Genomic DNA, 19,330 nt, shown 5'->3' with positions numbered 1-19,330 from the left:
GCCGGTCTGTGACCGGCGGACGGAAATGTTGCTAAAGGGTGCGGGCACCCGGTCGGCATCTCGGATGAGGAGCCGACCGGGGCTCGACGTCAGATCTCTTCGATGCTGCTGGCGTTCGGACGCCGGGACAGGTCGATGCCGAGCTCCTCCGCTGCGCGGTAGACCTCGTCGTCGTTCTCCTTCATGTCGATGGAGACGCCGTCCGAGGAGAGCACCTCCACGTTCAGGCAGAGCGACTGCATCTCCTTGAGGAGGACCTTGAAGGACTCCGGGATGCCCGAGTCGGGGATGTTCTCCCCCTTGACGATCGCCTCGTACACCTTGACGCGTCCGGGGACGTCGTCCGACTTGATGGTGAGGAGCTCCTGCAGCGTGTAGGCGGCGCCGTACGCCTCGAGGGCCCACACCTCCATCTCGCCGAACCGCTGGCCACCGAACTGCGCCTTACCACCCAGCGGCTGCTGCGTGATCATCGAGTACGGACCCGTGGAACGTGCGTGGATCTTGTCGTCGACGAGGTGGTGCAGCTTGAGGATGTACATGTAGCCGACCGCGACCGGGTCCGGGAACGGCTCGCCGGAGCGCCCGTCGAACAGGCGCGCCTTGCCGTCGCCGCCCACGGTGCGCACGCCGTCACGGTTCGGCAGCGTGGCCGAGAGCAGACCGGTGAGGGTCGCCTCCGGGACACCGTCGAACACGGGCGTGGCCACGGGGTTGCCGGCCGGCGAGGACGCGGCGATCGCCGGGACCTCGTCGCGCCACGACACGTCACCCTCGGCGAGCTGGATGTCCCAGCCCTGCTTGGCCACCCAGCCGAGGTGCGTCTCGAGGACCTGGCCGACGTTCATGCGGCCGGGCACACCGAGCGGGTTGAGGACGACGTCGACCGCGGTCCCGTCGGCGAGGAACGGCATGTCCTCGACCGGGAGGATCTTGGAGATGACGCCCTTGTTGCCGTGACGGCCGGCGAGCTTGTCGCCGTCCGTGATCTTGCGGCGCTGCGCGATGTACACGCGGACCAGCTCGTTGACACCGGCGGGCAGCTCGTCGCCGTCCTCACGGCTGAACGTGCGGACCTCGATGACCGTGCCGGACTCGCCGTGCGGGACCTTGAGCGACGTGTCGCGGACCTCGCGCGCCTTCTCACCGAAGATCGCGCGGAGCAGCCGCTCCTCCGGGGTCAGCTCGGTCTCGCCCTTGGGCGTGACCTTGCCGACGAGGATGTCGCCGGCGCCGACCTCGGCACCGATGCGGATGATGCCGCGCTCGTCCAGGTCCGCGAGGACCTCCTCGGAGACGTTCGGGATGTCCCGCGTGATCTCCTCGGGGCCGAGCTTGGTGTCGCGAGCGTCGACCTCGTGCTCCTCGATGTGGATCGAGGACAGCACGTCGTCCTGCACGAGGCGCTGCGACAGGATGATCGCGTCCTCGTAGTTGTGGCCCTCCCACGACATGAACGCGACCAGCAGGTTGCGGCCGAGCGCGAGCTCGCCCTCGTCCGTGGCCGGGCCGTCGGCGAGCACCGAGTTGACCTCGACGCGGGCGCCGGTGTCGACCAGCACGCGCTGGTTGTACGAGGTGCCCTGGTTCGAGCGGCGGAACTTGGCGACGCGGTACGTCGACGTGGTGGCGTCGTCGTTGGCGACGACGATCAGGTCGGCCGACACCTCGGTGACGACACCCGGCTTCGTCGCGACGATGACGTCGCCCGCGTCGATGGCCGCACGACGCTCCATGCCGGTACCCACGAGCGGGGCCTCCGAACGGACCAGCGGGACGGCCTGGCGCTGCATGTTGGCACCCATGAGGGCACGGTTGGCGTCGTCGTGCTCGAGGAACGGGATCAGGGCCGTGGCCACCGACACCATCTGGCGCGGGGAGACGTCCATGTAGTCGACGGCCTCGCCGGCGACGTACTCGATCTCGCCGCCCTTGACGCGGACCAGGACGCGGTCCTCCTCGAAGGCACCGTTCGCCTTGAGCGGGGCGTTCGCCTGCGCGATGACGTGGCGGTCCTCGTCATCGGCGGTCAGGTAGTGGACCTCGTCGGAGACCTTGCCCTTGATGACCTTGCGGTACGGGGTCTCGACGAAGCCGAACGGGTTGATCCGCCCGTACGTGGCGAGCGAGCCGATGAGGCCGATGTTCGGGCCCTCAGGGGTCTCGATCGGGCACATGCGGCCGTAGTGCGACGGGTGGACGTCACGGACCTCCATGCCGGCGCGGTCGCGGGACAGACCACCCGGGCCGAGCGCGGACAGGCGACGCTTGTGCGTCAGGCCCGCGAGCGGGTTGTTCTGGTCCATGAACTGCGACAGCTGCGACGTGCCGAAGAACTCCTTGATCGACGCCACCACGGGGCGGATGTTGATCAGGGTCTGCGGCGTGATCGCCTCGACGTCCTGCGTCGTCATGCGCTCGCGCACGACGCGCTCCATCCGCGACAGGCCCGTGCGGACCTGGTTCTGGATGAGCTCGCCGACCGCGCGGATGCGACGGTTGCCGAAGTGGTCGATGTCGTCGGGCTCGACGCGGATGTCGACGGCCTCGCCGGCACGCGTGCCCGGCAGGGACGGCAGGTCGATGTGCAGCGACGCGAGGTACTTGATCGTGGCGACGACGTCGTCACGCGAGAGCACCGAGTCCGCGAGCGGGACGTCAAGGCCGAGCTTCTTGTTCAGCTTGTAGCGACCGACCTTGGCCAGGTCGTAGCGCTTCGGGTTGAAGTAGAAGTTCTCGATGAGCGCGCGGCCGGCCTCGACCGTGGGCGGCTCGCCCGGGCGGATCTTGCGGTAGAGGTCGAGCAGCGCCTCGTCCTGCGTCTGGACGTGGTCCTTGTCCAGCGTGTCGATGACGGCCGGGTACGCGGCGAACTCCTCGCGGATCTCCGCGTCCGTCATGCCGAGCGCCTTGAGCAGCACCGTGGCGTTCTGCTTGCGCTTGCGGTCGACGCGGACGCCGACGTTGTCGCGCTTGTCGATCTCGAACTCGAGCCAGGCACCGCGGCTCGGGATGACCTTGGCCGTGAGGACGTCCTTGTCGGACGTCTTGTCGGCCGTGCGCTCGAAGTACACGCCGGGCGAACGGACGAGCTGCGACACGACGACGCGCTCGGTGCCGTTGATGATGAACGTGCCGCGCTCGGTCATGAGCGGGAAGTCACCCATGAAGACCGTCTGGCTCTTGATCTCACCGGTGGTGTAGTTGACGAACTCCGCCGTGACGAACAGCGGCGCGGCGAAGGTGAAGTCCTTCTCCTTGCACTCCTCGGCCGTGTACTTCGGCGGCTCGAAGCGGTGCTCGCGGAACGACAGCGACATGGATCCGCCGAAGTCCTCGATGGGCGAGATCTCCTCGAAGATCTCCTCGAGACCAGCGGTCTCGGGAACGTCCTGCCGACCGGCCTCGAGGGCCGTGGCCACACGGGCCTGCCACTTCTCGTTGCCGAGCAGCCAGTCGAAGCTCTCCGTCTGCAGACCGAGCAGGTCCGGGACCTCGAGGGGCTCGTGGATCTTGGCGAAGGAGATACGGCGAGAGGCGGTGCGGTTCGCGATGGCGTCGGCGGTCGGAGCAGAAGGGGTGCGCGAGGCAGCCAAAAGAGGGGTCCTTCCCAGCGGATCGAGTGCACGCTGCACTGGTCCTGGCTAGGCGCGATCCCCCGGCCGGCGAGCCCCACGACGTCGTGTCTTGACGACGACGGTGGGCTCGGGTTATACGGGATCGCGGGCACAGGCCAGCGCAAAGCGCTAGCATACTCGGCCGCGGTGTCAAAGTCCACCCGGCATCGACACCCCCTGGCGCCACCCGACACGTCGGGCGACGGACCCTGAGGCGTCCGGTACGAACGGGCGGCTCCGCCCGCACGGCGACGTCATTGGCGCCGCGCACATGGTGGCACAGGTGGCCGGACCGCGAAAGCCCGTCCCCCATGCGGACGCGACACCGGGGGCGTCGTCGGGCGCGTCCTCGGGCGCGTCCTCGGTCGCGTCCTCGGTCGCACTCCCGGACGCGACGAGGCCCGCACCCCGTGCAGGGTGCGGGCCTCGTCGAGCGTGCTGCGTGCTACCTCCGTGCGACCGGCTGACCGGCGACGGAGGCGGCGATCACTTGAGGGTGACGGTCGCGCCGGCGGCCTCGAGCTGCGCCTTGGCCTTCTCGGCGTTCTCCTTGGTGACACCCTCCAGGACGGCCTTGGGGGCGGCGTCGACGACGTCCTTGGCCTCCTTCAGACCGAGGGACGTCAGGACGCGCACCTCCTTGATGACCTGGATCTTCTTGTCACCGGCGGCCTCGAGGACGACGTCGAACGAGTCCTTCTCCTCCTCGGCCTCGGCCTCGGCAGCGCCGCCGCCGGCGCCGGGGGCGGCCGCGACGGCGACCGGAGCAGCAGCGGTGACCTCGAAGGTCTCCTCGAATGCCTTCACGAACTCGGAGAGCTCAATGAGGGAGAGCTCCTTGAACGCGTCGATGAGCTCGGTGGTGGTGAGCTTCGCCATGGTGGCGGTTCCTTCCGATCGATGTCCGAGGGCCGTGGTGGCCGTGCTCGGACGGGGTTCTTGAGCGCCTGGAGCCGGATGGCTCAGGCAGCGACCTCGGTCGACTCGTCCAGCTTGAGCCGGAGCGCGTCGACGGTGCGTGCAGCCTGAGCGGCGGGGGCGGTGAACAGGTAGGCCGCCTGGTACAGCGACGCCTTGAACACGCCGGCAGCCTTGGCCAGCAGAACCTCACGGGACTCGAGGTCCGCGAGCTTGGTGACGTCCGCAGCGGTCAGGGCGCGTCCTTCGAGGACACCGCCCTTGATGACCAGTGCGGGGTTCGCCTTGGCGAAGTCACGCAGTCCCTTGGCGGCCTCGACCGGGTCACCGGAGACGAAGGCGATCGCCGACGGGCCCGTGAGCGCGTCGTCGAGGCCTTCGAGGCCGGCATCCTTGGCCGCGATCGCGGTCAGCGTGTTCTTCACCACGGCGTAGGTTGCGTTGCCGCTGAGCGCCTTGCGCAGCTTCTTGAGCTGCGCAACGGTGAGCCCGCGGTACTCGGTCAGCACGGCCGCGTTGGAGTCACGGAACAGGTCCGTGAGCTCTGCGACAGCGGCTGCCTTGTCCGGCCTCGCCATGGCAATCCTTCCGATGGTGGTGCCACCGGTCGTCACGCCCCACCAACAAGAAGAGCCCCGCGCAGGCGCGGGGCTCGGCAGGCAGCTCGGCGCAAGCCGAACCATCCGGGAACTCTCACCTGCGCTGGCCTCCGCTGCTGCGGGACTTCGGGCGATCGGGCCACGAGCACTGCGTGCGCGCGACACGGTCGACGACCGGCGGTCTTTGGGTCCCCCCAAGGTACGGCACCCCGGGGCCGCCGACCAAATCCGCGGTCAGGCGGCGCCGTGCGCGCTGAACGTGCACCAGTTGACGAAGCCCTCCGGCGTCGAGCGGTCCACCCTCCCCCGGGCTGCGTGCAGCGCCCGCGCGAGCGTCAGACCGTCCTGCAGGCCACGGTGCAGCTCCAGCATGAGGTCGACGGCAGCCACGTCCGGCACCGCGGCGATGCTCGCGACCACCCCCGCCGTGCCCTGCGCGAGCATCGCGCTGACGAAGCCGAGCACCTCGTCGCCGAGGTAGGCGACGTCCGCGCCCGAGTGGCACGACGCCAGGACCAGCCGGTGGGGCGCGACGCCCGCGCCGTGCAGCTCCTGGACCGTCACGGGACCGTCGGCGAGGAGCAGGGAGGAGAACATCGGGTTGTCGGCGCGGGGTGAGCCGTGGCACGCCAGGTGCGCAAGGTCCGCGTCCGCGAGCGCGGCGACGACCGTGTGCGCCTGGGCATCCGCCCGGTCCAGCACGAGAGCGCCCGGGTGGACGGCGCGCAGGGCGTCGATCTCCTCGTTGGCGCCCACGAGGTCCGGGCCGGCGACCAGCACCGTCGAACCGGTCCGCCCGCGCGCCAGCGCCGCTCGCCGGGTGCGGACCCAGAAGGTCGCCGACGGTGCCTGCGCGAGCGGACCGTCGTGCAGGCAGGACCACGGCACGCCATGCAGCATGCCCACCGGGACCACCACCAGCTCGTCCTGCGCGCCGACACCCAACGGCGCGATCAGCAGGTCGCGCAGGCGGGCTATCCGCAGGTCGGCGCTCGCGCGGGCCGCCTCCGCCGCCGCACCGCCGCGAGGGTTGGCCAGGCGGCGCAGGGCGAACAGCAGGGGACGGAGCTCCGTGGCGACCTGCTCCTCGGCGCCCAGCTCGACCAGTCGCGCACGCCGCGATTCCACGACGACCGCGACGAGCCGGCCCTCGAGCTTGCCGAGCTCGACCAGGGTGCGCCCGTCGAGCGCCTCCCGCGTGGCGGCGAGCCCGGGCACCTGCGGCAGGGCGACGAGCTTGGGGGCGACGTCCTGCCGCGCCGACCAGTCGAGCACCGGGACCCGCACGTCACCGCCCACCCGCGAGCGGCTCACGTCTGCTCCGCCGGGTTCCGCGTCCTGCGCCTGTGCGTCGCCCCCGGACGGGCTGCGCGGCCGGACCACCGGGACGTCGGAAGCGGGCAGCCGGGTGCTCAGCGCCGCCGCACGGGTGCGCTCCATCCACGCGAGGGTCCTGGCCGGCGACGCCCCGGCCAGGACGACACCCAGCCCGATCTCCCCCAGCTCGGCGCCGTGGCCGGACGCCAGGGCGCGCAGCTCGATGGTGGGCATGACCGAGCGGTGCACGGCGAGGTCGCGCAGCCCCGCGCGGCACTCCGCCAGGACGCCTGCCGGGTTGCCCGACGCCCGCTCCGCCAGCGCACCGGCGACCCTCCCCCGCAGCCGGACGAGGACCTGTCCCCTCTCGGCGAGGGACCGCGCCCGCGACAGGGCGGGCGCCGCCGACCGGGGCCGGTCCAGGTCGAGAGCGACACGCCCGGCGACGAGGTACGCCTCCACGGCGCTGTGCAGGTCACCCGAGCTCTCGAGACGACCGGCGGCACGGCGCGCGACCGCGAGCTCGTCGAGCCCCGCCGTGCCGGCCTGCAGCCGCGCCTCCACACCGATGAGCTGCGCGCGGGCGGACCACGTCGCGCGGCGCTGGCGTCGAGCCGCCTGCGCGGCCTCGTCCGCCAGCTCGCCGGCCTCCTGCGCGCGGCCGGTCAGCAACGAGATCCGGGCGAGCCGCATCTGCGCCTCGGTCAGCATGAGCTGGAGCCCGGCCGCGTCCAGCTCCTCGACCGCCCGGGCGGCCGCAGCGGCGGCCTCGGGCAGCAGCCGCAGGTCCGTCATCGCGTCGGCGTACTCGGTGTAGTACTCCCCGAGCGGGATGCCGGCTGCCACGTACGCCTGGGCCGACCGGTCGAAGTCCCGCATGCCCTCCTGCAGCCGGCCGGCCCGGACCGCGATCCAGGCCCGGCTCTGCACCAGCGGCGCCTCGAGGCTGGGCACCTGGGACGTCGCGAGCGCGACCGCCGCGTCCGCCGCGTCGATCGCCTCGTCGTAGTCACCGCGCTCGGCGAGCACGAGGGCCAGGTTGTTCGTCGCGATCGCCGCCGAACGGGGGTCCAGCGCCTCGCTCGCGAGGATCGCGCGGTACCGCTGCTCCGACTCCGTGAGCCGGCCCGCGTGCTGCTCGACCACCGCCAGCGAGAGCCCGACACGGGCCAGGAAGCGCGCACGCTCGGCAGGCTCGATGGAGGTCGCCCGGCTCATCGCCGCGAGCGCGGCGTCGAGGTCACGAGCGGCGGCGCGCACGTCGCCCAGCTCGTGCTGCACGGACGCGCGGCTGGCGAGGACGGTGGCGGCGACGTGCCACACGCGGTGCCGCCGGGTGACCCGCAGGGCCTCGTCGAGCAGCGGACGCGCGGACGAATCGTCCCACCGTGCCCGAAATGTCGCGGCCAGCAGCCGTAGGCTCAGCCCGAGCAGCTCGGGGTCCTTCCGCGCACGCGCCACCACCACGACGGCCTGCGCCTGAGGCTCCACCGACCTCGGATCGACATCGACCGCGTCCATCAACGAACTCAGATGTATCAGGAGGTCGGCTCGGGCCTCTGGTATGGCATGAGGCTCGTCGTTCGGCGCTGTCGGGTCGGACCCGATGCCGGACGGGCACATCTTTCGGAGTCTAGGCGAGCAAGGAGTGCATGTGAGCACGTCATCGGACGAACCCCGCACGCCGGGGCGACCCTTCGGGCGCGACTACCGGTCCGGGGCGGCCGTCGAGCCGGTACCCGCCCGGGTGCGGCAGCGCGTACAGCGGCAGGTTGACGAGCTGGCCCAGCGCCGCACGGACGCCGGGCTCCGACGCCGCCTGAACTCGGCGGTCCAGGAGCGGTGGAACCTGCGCCACGACACCCGGCTCGCCGTCCTCGTCAAGGACAACGGGCTCGAGACGATGGTGGTGACCGGGGAGATCCTGGTGACCGAGTCGTCGTGGCAGGACCGTGGCGTGCGGACGTACGTCGGACGGCGCGGGCTGGTCGAGGCCGAGCTCGGGTGCGCGGACCTCGAGAGCCGCCTGGTCCGGCTGGTCACCACGCAGCCGACGAGCACCGAGCACCTCGAGGACACCGTCAGCGAGCTGCGCGCGCGGGGCTTCGCCGCCTCGCTGACCCACATCGCCCCGCTCGGCCCGATCGTGAAGCCGTTCAGCGGCGTCGCGGTCCCCACCATCGGGGACTTCGGCTCCTACGCCACGTTCGCGACCGGCGAGGGCGACGGCGCACGGGTCGCGGTCATCGACACCGGCATCGACGGTGCCCTGCGCGGCGACGGGTGGCTGACCGGCATCCCACGGATCACCCAGGACGACCCGGCCACCCACGCCGCCGACATCAACGTCGACCCGCTCGACGCTGACCCGCTCGACGGCTTCCTCGACTTCTCCGCCGGGCACGGCACCTTCGTGAGCGGCGTGGTCGCGCAGGTCGCGCCGACCGCCGACATCACGATGTACCGCGCGCTCGGGACGGGCGGTACCGGGAGCGAGATCGACGTGGCCTGCGCGATCGTCCGAGCGGTCCGCGACGGCGCGCAGATCGTGAACCTGTCGCTCGGCACCCAGACGCAGTACGACCAGCCGTCACTGGCGATCGCCGCCGCGCTCGACGCGGTCCGCGAGATCGAGCTCGAACGCGGGGAGGACACCCTGATCGTCGCCGCCGCGGGCAACTTCGGCGACACGACCCCGACGTGGCCGGCGGCCTTCCGCCGGGTCGTCTCCGTCGGCGCCCTCACCGCCGACCTGCGCCCCAGTGCGTTCTCCAGCCGCGGCTGGTGGGTCGACTGCTCCGCCATCGGAGAGGGAGTGCTGTCGACGTACGTCCAGGGCGAGCAGTCGCCGGACTTCACCGAGGACCCGGAGTCCTTCCCGGCGGACGCGTTCTCGCGCTGGAGCGGGACGTCGTTCGCGGCCCCCCAGGTGGCCGGGGCCGTGGCCCGACTCATGCACGAGCACGGCCTCTCCGCACGGCAGGCCTACGTCCAGCTGCTGGCCACCGGCCGGCCCATGCCGGACTTCGGCCAGACGTTCGACATCCTGCCGGGAGTCTGAAGTGCTGGGCACCGTACTGACCGCGCGCCATGATGGCATCCGAGTCGCAGGACGAAGGGATGCAGACATGGACGACGAGGATCCGTACCGCCGCTGGGACGCCCCCGCGCTGGTGGCGGGCGCCCTGGCCGGGGACTCACAGGCCTGGGGCGAGATCGTGCGCCGGCACACGCCGGCCGTCGTGGCGCGGGTGCGCCAGTTCCGGCTCACGCCGCACCAGGCCGAGGACGTCGCACAGACCGTGTGGCTGAACCTGCTGGAGAACCTCGAGAAGCTCCGCGACCCGCACGCCCTGCCGGGGTGGATCGCCACCACCGCCCGCCACGAGTGCATCCGGGTCACCAACGTGAACCGGCGCACCGTCCCGGTGGACCCGCAGACCGGGCGCCTCGACGGGGTCTCCGACTCCGACCTCGACGAGCGGATGCTGGCGGTCGAGCGCGAGCGGGCCCTGCGCGACGGTCTCGCGGAGCTCCCCGACCACCAGCGCGACATCCTCCTGATGCTCGCGGTCGACCCGCCGCTGAGCTACGCGGAGATCGCCGACAAGCTCGGCGTCCCCGTCGGCTCGATCGGCCCCACCCGGGGCCGTGGACTCGCCCGCCTGCGACAGACGGCGGCGATCAAGAACTACGTGCGGGCCTGGACGGCCTCCACGGCTGACGAAGGAGGACGCGATGTCCTGGCACTCTGATGACCGCGCCCACACCCCCGACCGCACACCCTGGGCCGACGACGAGGCGCTCGGTGCCGAGCTGGTCTCCGCGCTGGCCGAGCGGGAGACCTACGACCGGGTCGTCGCCAGCGCCGACGTGGCGTTCCGCGCGCACCGCGGCATGATCGACGCCCGCGCCGGCCTGGAGATGGACCTCCTGCTGCTGGAGCTGGTCTACGACTCGACCGCGCTCGACGCGCCCGTCGGCGTCCGCGACCGCTCGGGCGGCACCTCGCGCACGCTGGTGTTCGAGGGCCACGGCCTCGGCGTCGAGGTGGAGGTCGAGTCGTCGTCGATCGAGGGTCAGCTGCTGCCGGCCACGCCCGGACGGGTCAGCCTGCGGACGCCCGACGGTGTGGTCGCGACCATCGACACCGACGACGTGGGGTACTTCCGGTTCGACGTCCACCCGGAGGGGCCGCTGCGGCTGGAGTGCTCCAGCGAGGGCGGCACCTGCCTCACCCAGTGGCTGCCGTACTAGGTCGTCCCGAGGCACCCGCGAACGACGAAGGCCCGGTCCGCAGGGGGGACCGGGCCTTCGTCGTGCAGGAGAGCCGTCAGGCGGCGTCTTCCTCGAGCAGGTTCCGCGTCTTGTTCTGGTCCACGAGGATGCCAGGACCGTTCGTCGTCGAGAAGGTCGCCTTCGCGATGTAGCGGCCCTTCGAGGCGGACGGCTTCAGACGCAGGATCTCGTCCAGCGCGGCGGCGTAGTTCTCCACCAGCGCGGTGTCGCTGAACGAGGTCTTGCCGATGATGAAGTGCAGGTTCGCGTGACGGTCCACGCGGAACTCGATCTTGCCGCCCTTGATGTCGGACACGGCCTTGGCCACGTCCATCGTCACGGTGCCGGTCTTCGGGTTCGGCATGAGACCACGGGGGCCCAGGACCTTGCCCAGTCGACCGACCTTGCCCATGAGGTCGGGCGTCGCGACGGCGGAGTCGAAGTCGGTGTACCCGGCTGCGACCTTGTCGATCAGCTCGTCGCCACCGACCTCGTCGGCGCCCGCCGCACGGGCCTGCTCGGCACGCTCGCCCGTCGCGAAGACGATGACGCGAGCGGTCTTGCCGGTGCCGTGGGGCAGGTTGACCGTGCCACGGACCATCTGGTCCGCCTTGCGCGGGTCGACACCGAGGCGGAAGGCCACCTCGACGGTCGCGTCGTACTTGGTGGTCGACGTCGTCTGCGCGAGGCGGACGGCCTCGAGCGGGCTGTAGAGGCGGTCCGCCTCGATCTTCTCGACCGCGGCGCGGTACGCCTTGCTGTGCTTGGCCATGCGTGTCTCTCCTGTCGTGGTCAGTCGGGCCGGTGCGGCCCTTCCACATGTGTCTCAGCGAGCCGAAACCGGCTCACTGTCGTGCTGGTGGTCAGCCCGCAGTGCTTGCTGTCGGGCCGACCTGCGCTCACACTCCGGCAGGACTCGCTTCGCTCGCCCTACCTACGTGCTCGCTCCGGTCAGCCCTCCGTACTCGTTCTTCGGGCCGACCTGCGCTCACACTCCGGCAGGACTCGCTTCGCTCGCCCTACCTACGTGCTCGCTCCGGTCAGCCCTCGACCTTGATGCCCATCGAGCGGGCCGTGCCGGCGATGATCTTCTCGGCCGCGGCGAGGTCGTTCGCGTTGAGGTCCTCGAGCTTGGTGCTCGCGATCTCGCTGACCTGCGCCTTGGTGAGAGTGGCGACCTTCACGGTGTGCGGCGTCGGGGAGCCCTTGGCGACACCCGCGGCCTTCTTGATCAGCTCAGCGGCCGGCGGCGTCTTCGTGATGAAGGTGAACGAGCGGTCCTCGTACACCGTGATCTCCACGGGGATGACGTTGCCGCGCTGCGCCTCGGTGGCCGCGTTGTACGCCTTGCAGAACTCCATGATGTTGACGCCGTGCTGGCCCAGTGCCGGACCGATGGGCGGCGCAGGAGTGGCCGCGCCGGCCTTGATCTGGAGCTTGATCAGGCCGGTGACCTTCTTCTTCGGGGGCATTGCTACATCCGTTCGTGTCGTGGGCCGACGCCGTGGGCGATGACCCGGTTGCAGTGCTCACCCCGCAGACGCGGGGAAGCGTCAGTCAGATCTTGGCGACCTGGCTGAAGGACAGCTCGACCGGGGTCTCCCGGCCGAAGATGGAGACGAGGACCTTGAGCTTCTGGTTCTCGGCGTTGATCTCGGAGATCGTGGCGGGCAGCGTGTCGAACGGGCCGTCCGTGACGGTGACCGACTCGCCGACGGTGAAGTCGACCTTGATCTGCGACGCGGCCTTGGCGGCACCTGCGGCCGTGGTCGGCTGCTTGGGCTCCAGCGACGGCGCGAGCATCGAGAAGACCTCGTCGAGCGTCAGCGGCACGGGCTGGTGGGTGTGGCCGACGAAGCCGGTGACGCCCGGCGTGTGCCGGACGGCGCCCCACGACTCGTCGGTGAGGTCCATGCGGACCAGGACGTAGCCGGGGATCCGGACGCGCTTGACGACCTTGCGCTGCGCGTTCTTGATCTCCACGACCTCTTCCATGGGGACCTCCACCGCGTAGATGAAGTCCTCCATGTTCAGGCTCTGGCGGCGGTTCTCGAGGTTCGCCTTCACGCGGTTCTCGTAGCCGGCGTAGGAGTGGATGACGTACCAGTCACCGAGCTGGCTCCGGAGCTGCGCCTTGAACGCGGCGACCGGGTCCTCCTCGACGTCGGGCTCGTCGTCAGCGTCAGCCTCGTCGACCTCGGCGCCGTCGACCTCAGCCTCGTCGGCCTCGTCGGCCGCCGGCTCGTCGCTCTCGGTGGCGTCGGCGCTGACATCCTCGGTGGAGGCGTCCTCGCCGGCCGACGACTCGACGGCCTCGACCGACGCGATGGCGTCCTCGAGCTCCGCCTCGGCGCCCGTGGTGGGCTCCTGCGACTCCTGCGACACGTGCGAACCTGCTTTCTCCTGCGTGTGCGCACCGGCGGGCCGGTGCGATGGGTGCTCGACCCGGGTGGGGCGACGACCTCGTTCTCGGGACCGCAGCCCCGACGGGCGTCAGCCTCCGAAGACCCAGAACGTGAGCTTGCCGATCCCCAGGTCGACCACGGTGACGAAGGCCATGACCACCGCGACGAACACGAGCACGACGCTCGTGTAGGTGAGCAGCTCCGACCGCGTGGGCCGGACGACCTTCTTCAGCTCCGCGACGACCTGGCGGACGAAGAGCGCGATGCGCGCGAACAGCCCGCCACGGGACTCGCCCTTGCGGGCACCCTTGGACGTCGACGGGCGCGCCGCCGAACCCTCGGCGTCGGACGCCGCAGCCGGTGCTGTTTCGCTCACGTCTGACCCCTACGTCTCGTGGTTCCTCGTGCCGGGCTCCGTGTGGATCCCGGCAGACGGACGGGCCGACGCGTCGCGCCGGACCGACCGGCGGTCCTGCTCGCTTCTCCTGGGCCGCCGGGCGAACCCGGTGGACCAGACGCGTGCGCAGGGCAGACAGGACTCGAACCTGCAACCTGCGGTTTTGGAGACCGCTGCGCTACCAATTGCGCCACTGCCCTACGACGGCCTGGTCGCCATGACACCAGCCGCGCGACACCGACGGACACCACCCGGAGGGGGTCCGTGCGGCTACCGGAGTCCTCCGGGGCACGGCTCATCATGGCGGACGTCAACCGCCGGGGATCCACTGTACGCGACGACCGCCCGTGGGTCGAACCGCCCGCAGACCGCGTCGAGACCTCGCCCGGCGCACCCGCAGGCGAGCGTGTCACCTGCCGATATCGCCTGGCACCACCGGACGTGACCTCTGCCACTATGGGGCCCGTGAGCGAGCAGACCTCCCCCCGCCCCCGTGTGTCCGCCCGACTGGCCGCGATCGCCGAGTCCGCGACGCTGGCGGTCGACGCCAAGGCGAAGGCGCTCAAGGCCGCCGGTCGCCCCGTGATCGGCTTCGGCGCCGGTGAGCCGGACTTCCCGACGCCCGCGTACATCGTCGACTCCGCGGTCGCCGCGGCGAAGGACCCGGTGAACCACCGGTACACGCCGGCCGCGGGACTGCCGGCGCTGCGCGAGGCGATCGCCGCGAAGACCCTGCGCGACTCCGGGTACGAGGTGAAGCCGTCCAGCGTGCTGGTCACCAACGGGGGCAAGCAGGCCGTGTTCCAGTCGTTCGCGGCCGTCGTGGACCCGGGCGACGAGGTGCTGCTCCCCGCGCCGTACTGGACCACCTACCCCGAGGCGATCCGCCTGGCGGGCGGCCTGCCCGTCGAGGTGTTCGCCGGCGTGGACCAGGGCTACCTGGTGACGGTCGAGCAGCTCGAGGCCGCGCGCACCCCGCGGACGAAGGCGCTGCTGTTCTGCTCGCCCTCCAACCCGACCGGCGCGGTGTACTCCCCCGAGCAGACCGCCGCGATCGGCGCCTGGGCGCTCGAGCACGGCATCTGGGTCATCACGGACGAGATCTACGAGCACCTCACCTACGACGACGCGGTGTTCACGCCGATCGTGCGCGCGGTGCCGGAGCTGGCGGACACGACGATCGTCGTCAACGGCGTCGCCAAGACGTACGCGATGACCGGGTGGCGGGTCGGCTGGATGATCGGGCCGGCCGACGTCATCACGGCCGCCACGAACCTGCAGTCGCACCTGACGTCGAACGTGGCGAACGTGTCGCAGCGCGCGGCGATCACCGCGCTCACCGGCGACCTCGCCGCGGTCGAGGAGATGCGGACCGCGTTCGACCGCCGGCGCCGCACGATCGTCGACATGCTGTCGCAGATCGACGGCGTGCGGATCCCCGCACCCGAGGGGGCGTTCTACGTCTACCCGTCCGTCGAGGCGCTGCTCGGCCGCACGATCCGGGGCGTGACACCCCGCACCTCGGCGGAGCTGGCCACCCTCATCCTCGAGCAGGCCGAGGTCGCGGTGGTCCCGGGTGAGGCCTTCGGGCCGAGCGGCTACCTGCGGCTGTCGTACGCGCTGAGCGACGACGACCTGGTCGAGGGCGTCACGCGGATCCAGGCGCTGCTCGGCGAGGCCGAGTAGCGGCTCACAGGCTCTTGCCCCTGACGCGGCGTCAGGTCCTAGCGTCGGTCGCATGACGACAGGACACCGGGTGGGCGAGCTGGCGGAGGCGACCGGGCTGACGGTCCGGACGCTGCACTACTACGAGCAGATCGGGCTGCTGACGCCCTCGGGACGCAGTCCCGCCGGGCACCGCCTCTACGACGCCGAGGACGAGGCACGGCTGTACCGGGTGGGGCTGCTGCGGCGGCTGGGCATGAACCTGGCCGAGGTGCGGCGCGCGCTCGACGATCCCGCGTGGGACCTCGCGTCGGCCATGCGGGCCCACCTGGCCGCCCTCGACGCGCGCCTGGAGGCGACGGCCCGGCTGCGGTCGACCGTGGCGGGGGCGCTCCAGGCGGGTGGCACCGACCTGGTCGCCGTGCTCGAGGGGATGACGAGCCTCGAGCCTCCGGCGCAGCAGCGCATCATGCTGCTCGTCTACGCCGACGTCGGCGCGGCGCACGCGTGGCTGGTCGAGCGGTTCGGGCTGCTGCCGGGCGAGCTCGTGCGCGACGGCGAGGGCCGGGCGGTGCACGGCGAGGTGCACGCCGGCGACGGGGTCATCTGGCTGCACCCGGAGCAGGACGCGTACCGGCTGGCGTCGCCCCGTTCGGTCGGCGCGACCACCGCCTCGGTCGCCGTGCTGGTGGACGACGTCGACGCGCACCACGAGCGGTCCGTCGCGGCCGGCGTCGAGGTCCGGCAGCAGCCGGTGGACCAGGACTACGGCTACCGCGTCTACAGCGCGTACGACGTCGAGGGGCACCTCTGGTCGTTCATGCGGTCGCTGGACTGAGACGCCTGCGCACCACGCGTCGCGACGGACATACTTGCCTGCATGCCACGCAGCGCCCGGGCCGGCGCCCACGCCGACACGCCCGGTTCCGCGACGGGCGCCATCCCCGTCTACCAGCGGACGCTGGCGCACCTGACGGTAAGAGCCCGGCTGCTGACCGCGGTGGTCGTGCTCTCCGCGCTGACGGTGATGATCGCCGGCGCGACCGCGTTCGCGCTGCAGGCCGCCGAGACCGACGAGCGGATCGACAACTCGTTGTCCCGCGCCGTGGCAGCGCTCCGCGTCGTCGAGGCCGCCGAGGACCGGGAGACCGGCCAGCCGTTCGCCAGCGTGAGCGACGTGCTCCGGGAGGGCATCCGCGCCCGCGTGCCCGGCAAGAACGAGGGCGTCGTCACGCTGCTCGACGGCGAGCTCCACCTGCGGCCCGCCGCGGAGACGAGGTCCGTGCGGCTGGAGAAGGACCCCGAGCTGGTCGCGGTGCTGTCCGAGATCACCCCCGACGAGCCGTCGCTGCCACGCACCGTGGGCACGTCGATCACGCAGTACCGCTTCATCGCCGTGCCGGTGCTGCTGGCCGGGGACCCGAGCGCCGGGCTGTTCGTCGTGGCGTTCGACCGGTCCGCGGAGATGTCGGGCCTGCGCAGCACGTTCTTCACCTACTCCGCGGTCGGCCTCGCCGCGCTCGCGGTCATCTCGGTCGTCGCGTGGTTCGTCGTCGGCCGCCTGCTGCGACCCATCCGGCTCCTGCGGGACACCACGCGCCGCATCACGGAGTCCGACCTCTCGGAACGCATCACGGTCACCGGCAAGGACGACCTGTCCAACCTGGCCCGCACGGTCAACGCGATGCTCGACCGCCTCGAGCGCGCCTTCGGGTCGCAGCGCGAGCTCCTCGACGACGTCGGGCACGAGCTGCGCACGCCCCTGACGATCGTGCGCGGCCACCTCGAGCTGGTCGACGCGGACGACCCCGACGACGTGCGCGCCACGCAGGCGCTCGCCCTGGACGAGCTCGACCGGATGCAGCGGCTCGTCGACGACCTCATGACGCTGGCCACCGCCGACCGGCCCGACTTCGTCCGGCTGGCGCCCACCGACGTCGGGCGGCTGACGGACGACGTGCACGACAAGGCGCGCGGCCTCGGCGACCGGCGCTGGGTGGTCGCTTCGCGGGCGGACGTCACCGTGCTGCTGGACGCCCAGCGGATCACGCAGGCGTGGCTGCAGCTCGTCGCGAACGCGCACCGGTACTCCGCGCCCGGCTCGACCGTGCGGCTGGGGAGCGAGGTGTCAGGCGACCGGCTGCTCCTGTGGGTGCGCGACGAGGGACCGGGCGTGCCGGCCGCCGAGACCGACCGCATCTTCGAACGGTTCCACCGCGGGCAGGCCGACCGCATCTCGCACGGGGCCGGCCTGGGGCTGCCCATCGTCGCCGCGATCGCACACGCCCACCACGGACGTGTGTTCGTGGAGCATCCACCGGCTAACGTCGGCTCCGGCGCGGTCTTCGTGCTGGACCTGCCGGCTGTCGACCTCGTGGACGGCGAACCCCGACCTGTCACCGAGCTCGTGGAGTACCTATGACGCACATCCTCATCGCGGAGGACGAAGAACGTATCGCCGCGTTCGTCGCCAAGGGCCTGCGCGCCTCCGGCTTCGAGACGAGCGCGGTGACCTCCGGCGAGGAGGCTCTGACCCGGGTCCACTCCGGGGACGTCGACCTGCTCATCCTCGACCTCGGCCTCGTCGACATCGACGGCTTCGAGGTCCTGCGCCGGCTGCGGGCGGCCGGCGAGACCGTCCCCGTCATCGTGCTGACCGCACGGTCGTCCGTCACGGACACCGTCACCGGCCTGGAGTCCGGGGCCGACGACTACATGGCCAAGCCGTTCCGGTTCGAGGAGCTGCTGGCCCGCGTGCGGCTGCGGCTGCGGGCACAGGGGGCGGCGTCCGGCGAGACGTCGGTGCTCAAGCACGGCGCGCTCCAGCTGGACCTGCGGACCCGGCGGATGAAGGTGGGCAACCAGGAGGTCGACCTGTCGGCCCGCGAGTTCGCGCTGGCGGAGACGTTCCTGCGGCACCCCGGTGACGTGCTCACGCGCGAACGCCTGCTCTCGGAGGTCTGGGGGTTCGACTTCGACCCGGGCTCCAACGTCGTCGACGTCTACGTGCGGTACCTGCGCCGGAAGGTCGGCGCCGAGCACTTCGACACCGTCCGCGGTGTCGGGTACCGGCTGATCGACGTCGCCACGACCACGACGGCAGGCGCGTGACCTCGACGCGCGACCTCGCACTGCTGCCCAAGGCACACCTGCACCTGCACTTCACGGGGTCGATGCGGGTGTCCACGCTGGCGGACCTGGCGGCGACGCACGGGATCCGCCTGCCGTCCGCGCTCCTCGACGACGACCCGTTGCACGTGCCGTCCACCGAGCGCGGCTGGTTCCGGTTCCAGCGGCTGTACGACGCGGCACGGGCCTGCGTGCGCAGCGAGGCCGACATGCGGCGGATCGTCGCGGAGGCGGCCCAGGACGACGCGGCGGAGGGCTCGGGCCGCCTGGAGCTCCAGGTGGACCCGACGTCGTACGCGCCGTTCGTCGGGGGCCTGACGCCGGCGCTCGAGATCGTGCTCGACGCGGCCCGCCAGGCGTCCGCCGACACCGGGGTGGACGTCGGGGTGATCGTCGCTGCCTCCCGGATGCGGCACCCCCTGGAGGCGCGCACGCTCGCACGGCTGGCCGCGCACCACGCGGGCGACGGCCCCGGTCAGGTCGTCGGGTTCGGGCTGTCGAACGACGAGCGGCGGGGCGAGACCGCGGAGTTCGCGCACGCGTTCGCGATCGCCCGTGCGGCCGGTCTGGCGTCCGTGCCGCACGGCGGCGAGCTACTGGGACCTGCGCACGTGGAGGACGTGGTCGACCACCTGCGCCCCGACCGGCTGGGCCACGGGGTGCGGTCCGCGGAGGATCCCCGGGTGCTCGAGCGGGTGGTCGCGGGCGGCGTCGCGCTCGAGGTGTGCCCGGCGTCGAACGTGTCGCTCGGCGTGTACGCGTCGGCCGACGAGGTGCCGCTGCGCGCGCTGGTGGAGGCCGGGGCGACCGTGGCGCTCGGGGCCGACGACCCGCTGCTGTTCCGCTCGCGCCTGCTGGACCAGTACGTGATCGCGCGGGACGCGCACGGGTTCTCCGACGACGAGCTGGCGGACCTGGCGCGGGCGTCCGTGCGGGCCAGCCGCGCGGCCGACGACGTCCGGGCGCGACTGCTCTCCGGGGTCGACGCCTGGCTCGCTGCTTGAC

The 19,330-nt window shown here is 71.7% G+C and carries 16 protein-coding genes and 1 tRNA gene; 8 read left to right on the top strand and 9 right to left on the bottom strand.

Translation table 11 applies throughout. The features are described from left to right. Positions 1-89: 89 nt before the first annotated feature. From rpoB to CXY01_RS13265, 4 genes are all read right to left on the bottom strand, one after another. On the bottom strand, positions 90-3,596 hold the full coding sequence (rpoB, locus tag CXY01_RS13280) for a DNA-directed RNA polymerase subunit beta (protein WP_146927918.1): 3,507 nt from the start codon (positions 3,594-3,596) through the stop codon (positions 90-92). A 507-nt stretch (positions 3,597-4,103) separates the two neighbouring features. Beyond that, entirely contained in the window at positions 4,104-4,496 is a 393-nt protein-coding gene (gene rplL / locus CXY01_RS13275) for a 50S ribosomal protein L7/L12 (protein ID WP_146927917.1), read from the bottom strand. Positions 4,497-4,579: 83 nt separating this feature from the next. Next, positions 4,580-5,113 carry a 50S ribosomal protein L10 gene (gene rplJ, locus CXY01_RS13270; protein ID WP_146927916.1) on the bottom strand — a complete coding sequence of 178 codons (534 nt, stop codon included), beginning with the start codon at positions 5,111-5,113 and terminating at the stop codon, positions 4,580-4,582. A gap of 255 nt (positions 5,114-5,368) precedes the next feature. Further along, positions 5,369-7,942 carry a CHAT domain-containing protein gene (locus CXY01_RS13265; RefSeq protein WP_186813405.1) on the bottom strand — a complete coding sequence of 858 codons (2,574 nt, stop codon included), beginning with the start codon at positions 7,940-7,942 and terminating at the stop codon, positions 5,369-5,371. 163 nt (positions 7,943-8,105) lie between these two features. Here CXY01_RS13265 and CXY01_RS13260 point away from each other — a divergent pair, with 163 nt between their 5' ends. The 3 genes from CXY01_RS13260 (at position 8,106) to CXY01_RS13250 (ending at position 10,708) form a co-directional block, all read left to right on the top strand. Continuing rightward, complete coding sequence (locus tag CXY01_RS13260) at positions 8,106-9,512, top strand: S8 family peptidase (protein ID WP_146927914.1); 1,407 nt, start codon at positions 8,106-8,108, stop codon at positions 9,510-9,512. Between the two features lie 67 nt (positions 9,513-9,579). Continuing rightward, entirely contained in the window at positions 9,580-10,206 is a 627-nt protein-coding gene (locus CXY01_RS13255) for an RNA polymerase sigma factor (protein ID WP_146927913.1), read from the top strand. Beyond that, on the top strand, positions 10,190-10,708 hold the full coding sequence (locus CXY01_RS13250) for a hypothetical protein (RefSeq protein ID WP_146927912.1): 519 nt from the start codon (positions 10,190-10,192) through the stop codon (positions 10,706-10,708). The genes CXY01_RS13255 and CXY01_RS13250 overlap by 17 nt, the downstream gene beginning before the upstream one ends. Positions 10,709-10,784: 76 nt before the next feature. On the opposite strand, the gene rplA is transcribed toward CXY01_RS13250, so the two are convergent. From rplA to CXY01_RS13225, 5 genes are all read right to left on the bottom strand, one after another. Next, complete coding sequence (rplA, locus tag CXY01_RS13245) at positions 10,785-11,501, bottom strand: 50S ribosomal protein L1 (protein WP_146927911.1); 717 nt, start codon at positions 11,499-11,501, stop codon at positions 10,785-10,787. 268 nt (positions 11,502-11,769) lie between these two features. Then, positions 11,770-12,201, bottom strand: a complete 432-nt coding sequence (rplK, locus tag CXY01_RS13240; protein WP_056023364.1) for a 50S ribosomal protein L11 — start codon at positions 12,199-12,201, stop codon at positions 11,770-11,772. Between the two features lie 85 nt (positions 12,202-12,286). Continuing rightward, the gene (gene nusG, locus CXY01_RS13235; RefSeq protein ID WP_146927910.1) at positions 12,287-13,114 is read right to left on the bottom strand and encodes a transcription termination/antitermination protein NusG; all 828 of its coding nucleotides are present in this window, start codon (positions 13,112-13,114) and stop codon (positions 12,287-12,289) included. 108 nt (positions 13,115-13,222) lie between these two features. Further along, positions 13,223-13,510 (bottom strand): preprotein translocase subunit SecE, encoded by a 288-nt coding sequence (gene secE, locus CXY01_RS13230; RefSeq protein WP_146927909.1) that lies wholly within the window; start codon positions 13,508-13,510, stop codon positions 13,223-13,225. Between the two features lie 148 nt (positions 13,511-13,658). Continuing rightward, positions 13,659-13,731 (bottom strand) — tRNA-Trp (locus CXY01_RS13225). 256 nt (positions 13,732-13,987) lie between these two features. Here CXY01_RS13225 and CXY01_RS13220 point away from each other — a divergent pair. The 5 genes from CXY01_RS13220 to CXY01_RS13200 are packed head-to-tail and all read left to right on the top strand — an operon-like array spanning position 13,988 to position 19,329. Continuing rightward, on the top strand, positions 13,988-15,217 hold the full coding sequence (locus CXY01_RS13220) for a pyridoxal phosphate-dependent aminotransferase (protein WP_146928086.1): 1,230 nt from the start codon (positions 13,988-13,990) through the stop codon (positions 15,215-15,217). A gap of 52 nt (positions 15,218-15,269) precedes the next feature. Beyond that, the gene (locus tag CXY01_RS13215) at positions 15,270-16,034 is read left to right on the top strand and encodes a VOC family protein (protein WP_146927908.1); all 765 of its coding nucleotides are present in this window, start codon (positions 15,270-15,272) and stop codon (positions 16,032-16,034) included. 42 nt (positions 16,035-16,076) lie between these two features. Further along, complete coding sequence (locus CXY01_RS13210) at positions 16,077-17,618, top strand: sensor histidine kinase (protein WP_146927907.1); 1,542 nt, start codon at positions 16,077-16,079, stop codon at positions 17,616-17,618. Then, entirely contained in the window at positions 17,615-18,307 is a 693-nt protein-coding gene (locus tag CXY01_RS13205) for a response regulator transcription factor (protein WP_146927906.1), read from the top strand. Before CXY01_RS13210 ends, CXY01_RS13205 begins: the two co-directional genes overlap by 4 nt. Then, entirely contained in the window at positions 18,304-19,329 is a 1,026-nt protein-coding gene (locus tag CXY01_RS13200) for an adenosine deaminase (RefSeq protein WP_146927905.1), read from the top strand. Before CXY01_RS13205 ends, CXY01_RS13200 begins: the two co-directional genes overlap by 4 nt. The last annotated feature ends 1 nt before the right edge of the window (position 19,330 follow it).

Source organism: Cellulomonas xylanilytica (assembly GCF_007989805.1).
GTDB classification, from domain to species: Bacteria; Actinomycetota; Actinomycetes; order Actinomycetales; family Cellulomonadaceae; genus Cellulomonas; species Cellulomonas xylanilytica.
Note: the sequence above shows the minus strand (reverse complement) of the source record. Positions and strands in the feature narration are given on the sequence as shown.